Origin of the sequence: Chryseobacterium elymi (assembly GCF_003385495.1) — a bacterium.
Taxonomy (GTDB): Bacteria; Bacteroidota; Bacteroidia; order Flavobacteriales; family Weeksellaceae; genus Chryseobacterium; species Chryseobacterium elymi.
Window position 1 is genome coordinate 57470 of sequence record NZ_QNUH01000001.1, and the last position, 12454, is coordinate 69923.

Below are 12454 nucleotides of genomic sequence, written 5' to 3' on the forward strand. Positions count from 1 at the left end.
TTTTAGTTGAACAAATACCACACAATTCCAATGTTTAATCTAAAATCATAAACCGGATAATGTGGAAATGCATATGCTTTATTGTTGGAAATAAACGTTCCTATCTGTTGCCCTTCTACGTAGAAGAACATTTTTTTAACCTTCATATTGATGTAAAGATCGGCAATAGGCTGTCCTCCGATAGAGAATGAATCTGCTCCGGGCAAAATATACTCGTTGAGAATCGGGAAGTAGTCTCTTGATGCAAATTTTGAGAAATAATAGACCTTCACACCCATCTGAAGCTCTGCCGCATCTTTAAAGGCCTTGCTCTGGAAGAAGAAATTGGCTCTTCCTATGAAACTTGGCATTGGAAGAAGTTCTTTATTCGTCAATGCATTCTGGAAATGAAGTCTCGTATTAAGATGGAATTTCCCAAAACTGAATGTAGCATCTCCGCCAATCTGGGAAATGTTCAATGAATTGCTGCTTTGCGCCGGCGCTCCATCAGCATTGAAATAGGTGTAATTATCTACTCTGAAATAGTTGGCGAAAATTTCGGTTTTAAACCATTTTAGATTAACACTCCCTCCTATCTCTGTTACCGTTTGGTTTTTGGCGTCTGCAAGATAATAATTGTATTTGTTGTAAACGGAAGTATTTAAGAGGTAGTTAAATGATGGGTAAGCACTCTGAAAATTTACTTTTGCATTCACAAAATAATCTTTTATCGGCTCAAATTTTATGTTGTTGGCAGTTCTCAGATAGCTTCCAAACTGGCTTCCATTTGAAAATTCTAAAAAAGATTTTAGCTGAAACTTGTCCCACAATTTTATCTGAAGATTTCCTACCGCTCCAATTCTATTTTCTTTAAATTCACCGGGAAGGGCTATACCATTTACTGTTGCAATGTCTCTCACTCCAAACTTCAGCATCTGATATCGTACTCCACCGTCAAGCTTGAATTTTTCATTATTAAAAACAAGACTTAATGTATTGCTGAAGTTATCAGAATATTTTTTGGTCGTAAGGGGAAAACCACTGATGAGTTCGGTAGCAGCATCATCATACCAATAAGTTTCTACCGCTCCCTGATTGTAAAAATATTTGTTCCCCTGATGGGATAAGGTATGCCGTATGCTAAAAGGAAATTTTTCCGAATTAAAGGGTGTAAACTGGTGGCTCAGGTAATACCTCCTGTATGAAAACTGAGAACTTGATGAAGCAAGATTCACCTGAGCATTCTGTCTGTTACTGTAGTTACTGTCACCACTCTGAAAGAGATCATCTTCCGTGATTCCTCCACTTTCCTGATTGTTTACATTCTGGTGAAGATAGTGGGCAAACAACTCATAATTTCCACTTTTGGACACATAATGCCCTGAAAATAAAGTATTGTTATTGGAAGCCAATGAGTTTCTGTAAAATCCCTGAGAACGAAGTCCCATATACTCCAATGCAAAGTTGAATCTTTTCCCGATATTCTGGGTATAGGTAGATTTTAATGCAGCCCCATTCTTCATCGCGGTATGATAAATAAAAGCAGCAGTAGGTGTTTTTACATCATAGTATTTTACGTCATCTGCTCCGATGATCATATATGATTTGTTGGAAGGAAGCAGAGAAAGGTTCTGTTCAGGATTCACTTCATAAATCAAAGGATTGAATCCTGCACCTATATTGGCAACCTGAGCTCTCCCAAAGTTATCAGTATTATTGTACTGCGAAAAAATATGAGTTTTATCAAACGTCAGCACAGTGTCAAAAATCTTCTTTTCAGAAAATTGGGTCTGATATAGGTAATCATTAATAGTAGGTTTAAAGATTTTCAGTGAATCTTTTTTTCCGGTGTCTATGACAAGGGTATCTTCTTCTTTTTGCGGAGTTTTAATATCTGTTTTATTGACTACCTGGGCCTTAACATTAAAGCATACGAAGATGATTATGGCAAAAAAATATTTCATTGTAACATTTAAGCTACAAAAATATAAAATCTGCTACAATGTATTCATATAAGTTACCAGTTTAATTAAATCAGCTTCTGATTTAAAATTTATCTGTTTTTCTTTGATGAATTTTTCCACTTCGTCTGACTTCAGTGAAAGATCACTAAAAAAACCTTTCTTGTTCTTAGCCATTTTTGTAAAAGTTTCATTTTTTCTGATGATATAAATGTCTTTTTCTTTGGCATAGTAGTCATTTCTGTCTTTTGTGATCCCGTTAGGACTCTTTTCTCCTTTTAACAGTTCCACCTTTTCTCTTTTATATAAAGAATATTTTTCAGGATTGTGTACTAATTGTACCAGATATCCAAATTTATCTTTTCCTTCTAAATTATAGTTCAGGCATTCATATATTTTACCATCAATGAATTTGATGATCTGCCCGTTTTCTTTATTCGCAGAATAGGTATCTTTTCCATTAAGAAACTCCATTTCATCACTAAAGGCGTTATAGCGGAGATCCGGTACATTACTGGAATATCCAGGGATATTTACCTTTTTAAAATCATCCCCATTGAGGTATGGGCTTCCCTCTCTCACTTCTGTATCACCTATTAATTTTCTTTCTTCAAAAGGAAGTCTCTGAACATTATTGGTACTTATATTTCCGCTTATATTAGCATTCTGTGCAAAAGAGAATAAACTAAATCCTACAAATAACAGAACCATCTTAAACTTATTCATTCTAATATATTTTTAGACATTTAATGTAAAAAAGCCTGTATGAACAGGCTTTTTTGTTAAATTTTTCTTAGTTATCGTAACCAGGGTTAGGTTTTACAAGAGTTCCAGCAATATCTGTTTCTACTCTAGGAATAGGGAACGATGTCAGAAGAGGGCTTGTACTAGCACCTGAAGGCCTTGGTACAGGATCTCCCCATCTCAATAGATCCCACAGTCTCAATCCTTCTCCAACCAATTCTTTAGCTCTTTCAAGCTTAAGGTCAGCCATAGTAACAGTTCCTGCAGCAGGAAGCCCCCTGTTTACAAGAATCATATTATAGTATTGAAGCGCTTTAGCAGCACTGCCACCGTTTAGTTCAGCTTCAACACCATTCAGAATAACCTCTTCGTATCTTACGATCTTAATGTTATCTGTTCCTTCCAGATTTGGATACTTTCCATTAAGATAATACTCTTCATCAAACTGGATCATTGAAGCATTTTTTCTAACATCATTTGGAGCATACTCAGCAAATAAGTCTTCACTCATTACAGTATTAGAATATCCGTTATAATTAAACATGTATCCCCATGAATCAGTACTGTTTGACCCTGCAACTCCTACAGCAAGCTCAAAAACACTGTTATTTTGTTGTGGAAACTTCCAAGAGCTAACATATGAAGATGCTGGAATAACATTAAATTCGTTAGAAGCTACAATATCATTAACAAGCGTTCTTACTTTCGCGTAGTCACCTTTGTAAAGATAATATCTACTCATTAAAGCTTTAACAGCATTAATAGTTACATCTACAGATCCGGACGGGCCTTCCCCAAAACTACTACTGTTAGCTTCCATCATAGCAAGACCTGCATTAAAATCTGATTCAATCTGTGCTTCATTTTCAGCAATAGTTCCTCTTGCCTGCATTGCTTTAGGATCATATTTCAAAGGGGTTACAATACCCAGAGTTCCTCCTGAATATTTCTGACCATAAAGTTTTAGTAGGTCAAAGAAGAAAAATGCTCTCATAGCATATGCCTGACCAATATGGTATTTTACTGCCTCTTTTTCATCTACCGTTCCTTTGATACCATTAGGATCCGTACCAATCAGAATATTAGCTTTGGCAACAGCTGTATAAATCTGTCTGTACGTATCTCTTGCATAAGCATCAGCTGATGTCATGCTATAGTTATTTACTGTATTGTAATATCCAGCAGCACCATTACTATACATTTCATCTGATCTTATTTCCGCAAATAATCCATAATCTCTTCCGTAATAACTAGGAGCTCTCATTGAAGTATACATCCCTCTTACAAATGACTGCACTTCAGTTAAACTTGTTAAAGGTGCCTGTTCTACATCTTGATAAAATTTTGTTTCTACGAAATCATCACTACAAGAAACTGTAGCTATTGATACTCCGACTGCCACGACAGCAGCTTTTAGAATATTTATTTTCATAATATTTTTTATTTATTTATTAAAAACCAATATTAACACCGATGCTGTACGTTCTCATAATTGGTAAATTCAGGTTAGAAGTTCCGTCTAGGTTAATTTCCGGATCCAGTTTAAGTCTCTTATCAAATGTATGCGTCCACATATTGGTACCCATTACAAAGATCTGTACTGAATTAAGTCCTGAACCGTTTAGGAACTCTCTTGTAAATGCATATGAAAGTCTAGCGTTACTTAATCTTAAATAATCACTGTCATATAAGAATCTAGTAGAAGCCTGGTTGGCACGTTTATTTCCAAGACCAAAAATCGGCTTTGGATTAGCTGCATCAGTATTAGTTGGCGTCCAGTAATCCAGCTGGTCTGCATATCCAGAATAGTTGGCAGTATACTGTCCATCACTCATTGTATAGTTAGCCCAGTTGTCATAGATTTTACCTCCGAATCCATAAGTTAACTGTGCATCAAGCCCGATTCCTTTGTAAGACATACTGATGTTACCTCCACCGAATATTGTACTTAAGAAACTTCCCTGAACAGCCTGCTTAGCTATATTATAATTATTGGTAGTTTCTCCATCAACTCCGTTGATATACCACAGCGGATCTCCATTTGAAGGATCTACTCCAGCCCATTTTCTAAGGTACCATGTTCTTGCACCTTCTCCTACTCTGGTCGTCTGTAGTGCCGTATTAACATCTCCTCCATATAATGAAGTAATCTCGTTATGCAAAGTACTTAGGTTTGCCCCAATGCTTAAATTAAACTGATCTCTGCCTCCTTTGAAAATATCTGCATTCACAGCAAACTCAAAACCTCTGTTAACAAGTGTTCCGATATTATCAACATAGCTGGCAAGCCCCTGAGCTGATGATAACGGAATGTTATAAATTAAATCTTCTGTTTTTTTGTTATAATAATCTGCGGAAACAGTTAATCTGTTTTTGAAGAATCCGAAATCAAATCCTACGTTGAAAGGTTTGATAGTTTCCCATTTCAGATTAGGATTGTATATTCCAGAATAAGTAGCTGCTGCTAGATCATTGTAATTTGTTGAGTAGGCAAATAATGCATACGGGATAGCAGTAATCTGATTACCTACTTTCCCATAAGACGCTCTAAATTTCAGGGTAGAGATCGCATCTATATTTTTCATAAAGTCAAGTCTTGCAAGGTCAACTCCTAAACCTGCTGACCAAAAGTTTCCTCCTTTCTGCCCAGGTGTAAAACGTGACAATACATCTCTTCTATATGATAAATCTAATAAAACTAATTTATCAAAATCATAGTGACCTGTTAACGCATAACCATATCTGCTGGTTTCAACTTTTGTCCCCGCAATTGATTGCATTTTCACAAAATTAGTGATCGTTCTAAGGCCTAGAGATCCTACCGATGATGCTGATGCAGTAAGATTCCTGAAATCAGATTTATAAGCTTCCTGAATTGCCGAGAAGTCAAAATTATGTTTGTCAGCCAGTCTAAAGTTATAACTTAAAATATTCTGAACGTTAAAGTTAAAATATCTTCTTGATCCTGCAACATTTAATCCATTATAGTTCGTTCCATCACCATGTACAGGGCTTCTGTATTCATCCTCTTCAAGTGTGATATATTCAGGAGCAAAAACGAATCTGTATTTTAAGTTTTTAAGAATGTCGTATTCAGCATACATATTACCAAAGATCCTCGCTGTTTTTCCTACCTGTGAATTTAAATCAAGTAAAGCTGCAGTGTTGAATAATCCATTGGACATCCTTCCGTTTCCTCCCCAATAATACGTTCCATCTGCGTTACGTACCGGATCAGTAGGTCTTAAGAAATATTCACTTAGAATAGGGTTCGCAAATCCTCCCCCGTTTGCAAGTGTGCTGATTTTACTGTAAGAAAACTGCAAGTTAGTCCCAAATCTGAATTTATCTGTTGCTTTTACATCTAATTTATTCGTAAAAGTCAATCTGTTGAAATAAGAATTCTTTACAATACTGTTCTGATCGAAATAGTTAATGGAATTGTAGTAAGAAATCTGGTCATTTCCTCCGGACATACTGATATCAGCACCTTGTACATAAGCACCTCCATTATGAGACAATTCTTTTCTCCAGTCTGTATCTCCTCCTAATCTGTAAATCGCTGCCACTCCTGAACCTGCATTTCCATTTTTCAGAAAATTTGTTGCCGCCTCAACTGTCCCAAGAGAAGGCAGCCTGTTCAACAACTGGTTTGCAACAAGATCCTGATACTCTGACGCACTCAATCCTCTATGTCCTTCAACAGCTCTGTCACTTACACCATGATTAAAGCTAACATTAAATCTAGGTTTCCCTTTTTTACCTGATTTAGTGGTAATAATGATAACACCAGCACCAGCATCTGCTCCATACACAGCTGTAGAAACCGCATCTTTAAGAACGGTTACACTTTCAATATCATCAGGGTTCATGTTAGCAAGGATGTTCGCAGTAACACTATTTCCTGTAAGGTCACCTGACGAAACTCTCACTCCATCAACAATATAAATTGGAGAAACACCTCCATTAATGGAAGCTACTCCTCTTACTCTTACAGAAGCAAAACCTCCAGGTTGTCCTGAAGATGAACCTGTCTGAACACCGGTTACTCGTCCCTGTAACATTTTATCTACCGACGCAACAGGAATATCCTCAATAGCTTTTGCTTTCATTGTAGACGTAGAACCTGTCATTTCTGAAACAGCTTTTTTTTGTCCGAATCCAACCATTACTACTTCGTCAATCTGAGTAGTAGATGCTGTGTCCTTTTTCGTCGTTTGTGCAAAAGCAGCCTGTCCTAAGAAAAACAAAGCTCCAGCACTTAATACACGTAGTTTAACATTCATATTAACAAATTTTAATATATTTAATTCGCAAATATGTTAATAAATATTAACACTCACAAGTGTATTGACAGCGGTATTAACAACTGTTAGTTAATTGTTCTGCTCATAATCTTTGAAATAATATGGATTAAATAATAATATTTATCTTATTTGTATAAAATATATTTTTTTTATTCATTTTGTCTTTTTTAACAAATTATTACCAATATGAAAAATATTATTTATAATAATTATAAATTAAATTTTAATAATATATCAAATGATAAATCTTATAAAAAAGTGGTTTTCATGCATTTATAATTAACAATTTAATTAACAAGCTTATAAGTTAAAGATATTGATTCAATACATCATAACCCAACTATTACTCTATGAATAACATTTATCAAGTTTACATCATTAATTAAAAGCTTTAATTTTATTAATGCCTTTTTAGTATACACATATTAGCTACCCTTAATTCGCCTATATCAGGCGAATTATATTACCATCAACAAAAAAAACCACTTTTCGAAAAAAGTGGTTTCAAATTTTATGATTAATTAACTATTATTTCAGTTTCTTCTTAACAGCTACCTGTTCGTAAACTTCAAGAATATCTCCGACCTCAATATCGTTATAACCTTTTAGGTTCAATCCACATTCGTAACCTTTGGTTACTTCTCTCACATCATCTTTGAAACGTTTTAAGCTTTCCAGCTCCCCATCAAATTTAACGATACCATCTCTTAATACCCTTACCTTAGACTGTCTGGTTACTTTTCCTGAAAGAACCATACATCCGGCAATGGTACCTACTTTAGAGATTTTGAATACCTCTCTGATTTCAACATTACCAATTACCTGTTCTTTGATCTCAGGAGAAAGCATTCCTTCCATTGCTTCTTTAACCTCATCAATAGCAGCATATATTACTGAATATGTTCTGATCTCGATTTCTTCCTTATCAGCCAATTCTTTAGCATTAGCACCGGCTCTAACATTAAATCCGATAATAATGGCGTCAGAAGCGGTTGCTAAGTTAACATCAGATTCAGTGATCTGTCCAACCCCTTTATGTAGGATATTAACGTTGATTTCTGCTGTAGATAATCTCTGTAACTGATCAGATAATGCTTCTACGGAACCATCCACGTCACCTTTAAGGATAATATTCAGTTCTTTAAATTCACCTAAAGCAATTCTTCTTCCAAGTTCTTCAAGTGTAGTATGCTTCTTAGTTCTTATTGAAAGTTCTCTTTGTAACTGTTCTCTCTTATTGGCAATTGTTTTAGCTTCACTTTCATCTGCATATACCTTAAATTTATCACCGGCTGTTGGTGCTCCGTCAAGACCTAAGATCGTAACAGGAATTGAAGGACCGGCTTCTTTAAGGTTTCTGCCTCTTTCATCAAGCATAGCTTTTACCTTACCGTGGTTCTTACCTGCCACTACATAATCTCCCACCCTCAAGGTTCCGGTCTGTACCAACATGGTAGCAACATACCCTCTTCCTTTGTCAAGTGAAGCTTCAATAACAACTCCTTGAGCTGCTCTGTCAGGATTAGCTTTAAGGTCAAGCATTTCTGCCTGAAGTAATACTTTTTCCAAAAGAACATCCATATTATTACCAAACTTCGCAGAAATTTCCTGCGCCTGAACGCTTCCACCCCATTCTTCTACCAGGATATTCATTCCCGAAAGTTGCTGACGGATATTATCAGGATTAGCATTTGGTCTGTCCACTTTATTTAAGGCAATGATCATTGGTACTCCTGCAGCCTGTGCGTGAGAAATTGCTTCTCTCGTTTGAGGCATTACATCATCATCGGCAGCAATTACAATAATTGCAATATCGGTAATTTGAGCACCTCTGGCTCTCATCGCGGTAAACGCTTCGTGACCCGGTGTATCTAAGAATGTAATTCTTTGTCCGTTTTCTAATTTTACGTTATAGGCTCCAATGTGCTGGGTAATACCTCCTGACTCACCAGCAATAACGTTGGTTTTTCTGATGTAATCAAGTAAAGATGTCTTACCGTGATCAACGTGACCCATTACCGTTACAATTGGTGCTCTTGAAGAAAGATCTTCCTCAGTATCCATATCCTCTTCAGATTCTACCTCTTCAAGGTCAGCATCCGAGAACTCTATTTTATAACCAAATTCATCTGCAACTAATAACAAAGTATCAGCTTCAAGTCTTTGGTTCATTGTTACCATTACCCCTAAAGAGAAACAAGCAGAAATAACTTCTGTTGGAGAAACATTCATTAAACTAGCCAATTCACCTACTGTGATAAATTCGGTAACTTTTAATGATCTGTCCTGAGCATCGATTTCCTGCTGACGCTCATCCTGCTCTCTACGGTAAGTTCTTTTATCTTTTCTGTGTTTAGCAGATTTGGATTTGCCTCCTTTATTGGTTAATTTTTCAAGGGTTTCCTTGATCTGGTTTTTAACCTGTTCGTCGGTAAGCTCAACAGGCATAGTTCTCTGTCCTGGCCTGTTGCTATTTCCACCTGGACCTTTTTTGAATCCGCCTCCCTGACCTGGTGGACGGTTCCCTTGATTATTTCCAAAGCGGTTTCCTCCCGGACCTCCTTGGCCTGGAGGACGGTTACCTCCTGGACCACCCTGTCCTGGAGGACGGTTTCCTCCCGGACCTTGAGGACGATTACCCTGGCCTCCTTGGTTATTGTTATTATTTCCTGAGTTTTGATTGTTCCCCTGGCCTTGTTGATTTGGCCCTCCGGGTTTTTCAATTCTCTTTCTTTTCTTCTTAGCCCCCGAACCCGGTTTTGGTGCAAACTGTGTCAGGTCAATCTTTTCACCAACAATCTTAGGGCCGTCGAGCTTCTGATAAACAGTTTCTATTTTTTGAGGCTCCTGAGATTCAGACTCAGCCGGCTTTTGAGGCTCTGCCTTATTTTCAGCAGGCTCAGGCTGCTTTGGAGTTTCTTTCACAGGTTCTGCCGGTTTTTCCTCTTCTTTTTTCTCCTCCATTTTGGGTTTATCTTTTTTTACAGGTCTATTTCTGGATTCTATTTGGGACAGATCGATTTTATCCAGAACTTTGAATTCCTGTTTTTCAGGAGCTGCTTTAACTTCCGGCTCAGCCACAACTTCTTCTTTCTTTTCTTCAACCGGTGCTGCTACAGGTACTGGCGCCGCGGGAGTTTCTTCAACTTCAGGAGTTTTAGATTCAAGATCTATTTTACCTAAAATTTTAGTTTCCGGTTTATTTGCTTTAGCTCTTATTACTTCAGGGGTTTTCTTTTCTTCAATTTCCAGTTTTTCTTCCGGAATTTTAGTGATCACCACCTCATGGGAAGCCTTTCTCTGTTCACCGTCTTTGGCAAACTCAGCCTCCAATGCAGAATATGCCGCTTCTTCTAATTGAGCGTTAGGATTGTTTTCAACCTCGAAATCCTTTGACTGTAAAAACTCTACTAATCTGGACATCGAAATATTGAATTCCTTAACCGCTTTATTTAATCTTATTTTTGGCATCTATATTATTTACTATTTTTTAATTCTTAAAATTAAAGTATTTCTTTTTTACTGTTTATTAAAATTCATTAAAATCTTAATCTTCAAATTCTTCTCTCAGAATACGTTTTACATCTTCGATGGTTTCTTCTTCAAGATCTACCATATTCAGAAGACTTTCGGTATCCTTATCCAGTACTGATTTCGCAGTAGTAAGACCTACTTTCTTAAATTCATCTAAAATCCACTGCTCAATATCGTCATTAAATTCTCTCAAATCAACATCGTCATCCTCGCTGGATTCTCTATAAACATCTATTTCATATCCGGATAGCCAAGAAGCCAGCCTGATATTCTGTCCTTGTTTTCCGATCACTTTGGAAATCTCTTCAACAGGAGTATAAACCAGCGCATAGTTTGCATCCTCGTTGATATCAATTTTGTTGATGGTAACATTTCCTAAAGCTCTCTTCACCATGATTTCAGGATTTTTAGACCACTGAATCACGTCGATGTTTTCATTTCTCAACTCTCTTACAACCCCATGAATTCTGGATCCTTTCACTCCCACACAAGCACCTACAGGATCTATTCTGTCATCATAAGCATCTACTGCAATCTTCGCCTTCTCACCAGGAATTCTTACTACTTTTTTAAGCATGATCGTTCCGTCCTGGATTTCAGGAATTTCCAGCTCCAGTAATTTCTCTAGGAATTTAGGTGCAGTTCTGGAAATAATAATTTGAGGTTTTGAACCTTTAAAATCTACTGTCTCAACAATAGCTCTGATATTTTCTCCCTTTTTAAAGAAGTCGGACGGGATCTGGTTTTCTTTTGGCAGAATGAATTCGTTCTCCTCATCATCCAATAAGATCACATGTTTGTGACGGATGTGGTGGATCTCTCCAATAACAATTTCCCCAATTTTATCTCTGAACTGCTCATAAAGCATTGCATTATTATGTTCCTGAAGTTTTGTAGCCAGGATCTGCTTTAAGGTAAGAATATTTCTTCTACCCAATTGGGCAACAGGAATTTCCATTGTAAAGTCTTCACCTACTTCAAAAGTAGGGTCAATCTTTTTAGCTTCAGAAAGCTCAATTTCCAGATCGTCATCTTCAGACATCTCGTCCTCTACAATCGTTTTATTTAAAAATATCTGAAAATCTCCTTTATCAGGGTTCACAATTACATCAAAATGATCATCTGAATCGAATCTTTTTCTCAAAAGGGTCTTCAGTGAATCTTCAATAATTGCCATAAGATCAATCTTACTGATCCCTTTTTCGTCTTTAAAATCACCAAAGGATTCAATCAACGCTATATTATCCATCTATTTTTTTTTCTTTTAAAATTTAATTATTACTAACGCTTTTTTTATCTCAGAGTAAGGAATTTCTTTTTCCTCCTCCACATCCACTTTCCCTTTCCCGATCTCTTTCGGCTTTCGGTAGCGTAAAACAAGTGTAATCTTTTCATCATCCACTTTTACCAGCTCTCCTTCAATTTTAGAAGAATCATTCAGCAACACTTCTATTTCCCTTCCTAAATTTTTCCTGAACTGTCTCGGAGCGGAAAGCGGCTCACTTAGTCCCGCAGACATTACCTGAAGGCTGAAATCGTGTTCCTCACGATCCATGTTAAACTCTATCGCACGGCTTGCATCAAGGCAGTCCTGAAGAGTCACCCCATTATCACCATCCAAGATCACAGTGATATCATCTCCTGCAGAAATTTTCAGATCAACAAGAAATAAATCCTTTCTGGTCTCAAGGAATTCATTTAATAATTCTTCAATTCTTTTTCTAAACTCCATACATTAATTATCTTGATTTACCAGTACGAAAAAAGGCTTTCTTCCGAAGCCTTCCCATTTTTCCCGTAAATCCACTGCAAATATACGCATTTTTTCTAAAAAAGCAAAATCTGCTTAATTATCAAGTAAATACCTTAAAATTTTGATTAAGGTAAATTAAACAGGCAGGTGAAAGTATTTTTATTATTTTTGTCCTG

The 12454-nt window shown here is 36.6% G+C and carries 7 protein-coding genes; all 7 read right to left on the reverse strand.

Going from position 1 to position 12454, the window contains the following annotated elements; translation table 11 throughout:
- Positions 1 to 2: 2 nt before the first annotated feature.
- Complete coding sequence (locus DRF60_RS00250; protein WP_116010130.1) at positions 3 to 1943, reverse strand: putative porin; 1941 nt, start codon at positions 1941 to 1943, stop codon at positions 3 to 5.
- Positions 1944 to 1976: 33 nt separating this feature from the next.
- Entirely contained in the window at positions 1977 to 2666 is a 690-nt protein-coding gene (locus DRF60_RS00255; RefSeq protein ID WP_116010131.1) for a hypothetical protein, read from the reverse strand.
- 67 nt (positions 2667 to 2733) lie between these two features.
- Complete coding sequence (locus DRF60_RS00260) at positions 2734 to 4116, reverse strand: RagB/SusD family nutrient uptake outer membrane protein (RefSeq protein ID WP_116010132.1); 1383 nt, start codon at positions 4114 to 4116, stop codon at positions 2734 to 2736.
- 19 nt (positions 4117 to 4135) lie between these two features.
- Positions 4136 to 6970, reverse strand: a complete 2835-nt coding sequence (locus tag DRF60_RS00265; RefSeq protein ID WP_116010133.1) for a SusC/RagA family TonB-linked outer membrane protein — start codon at positions 6968 to 6970, stop codon at positions 4136 to 4138.
- 549 nt (positions 6971 to 7519) lie between these two features.
- Positions 7520 to 10462, reverse strand: a complete 2943-nt coding sequence (infB, locus tag DRF60_RS00270) for a translation initiation factor IF-2 (protein WP_116010134.1) — start codon at positions 10460 to 10462, stop codon at positions 7520 to 7522.
- 76 nt (positions 10463 to 10538) lie between these two features.
- Positions 10539 to 11774, reverse strand: a complete 1236-nt coding sequence (gene nusA / locus DRF60_RS00275) for a transcription termination factor NusA (protein WP_111959002.1) — start codon at positions 11772 to 11774, stop codon at positions 10539 to 10541.
- A gap of 15 nt (positions 11775 to 11789) precedes the next feature.
- Positions 11790 to 12257 (reverse strand): ribosome assembly cofactor RimP, encoded by a 468-nt coding sequence (rimP, locus tag DRF60_RS00280; RefSeq protein ID WP_116010135.1) that lies wholly within the window; start codon positions 12255 to 12257, stop codon positions 11790 to 11792.
- Between the last annotated feature and the right edge of the window lie 197 nt (positions 12258 to 12454).

Bases quoted from the DNA above. Each gene is read 5' to 3' on its own strand.
- DRF60_RS00250 (WP_116010130.1), bottom strand. From the start codon at position 1,943: ATGAAATATTTTTTTGCCATAATCATCTTCGTATGCTTTAATGTTAAG.
- DRF60_RS00255 (WP_116010131.1), bottom strand. From the start codon at position 2,666: ATGAATAAGTTTAAGATGGTTCTGTTATTTGTAGGATTTAGTTTATTC.
- DRF60_RS00260 (WP_116010132.1), bottom strand. From the start codon at position 4,116: ATGAAAATAAATATTCTAAAAGCTGCTGTCGTGGCAGTCGGAGTATCA.
- DRF60_RS00265 (WP_116010133.1), bottom strand. From the start codon at position 6,970: ATGAATGTTAAACTACGTGTATTAAGTGCTGGAGCTTTGTTTTTCTTA.
- infB (WP_116010134.1), bottom strand. From the start codon at position 10,462: ATGCCAAAAATAAGATTAAATAAAGCGGTTAAGGAATTCAATATTTCG.
- nusA (WP_111959002.1), bottom strand. From the start codon at position 11,774: ATGGATAATATAGCGTTGATTGAATCCTTTGGTGATTTTAAAGACGAA.
- rimP (WP_116010135.1), bottom strand. From the start codon at position 12,257: ATGGAGTTTAGAAAAAGAATTGAAGAATTATTAAATGAATTCCTTGAG.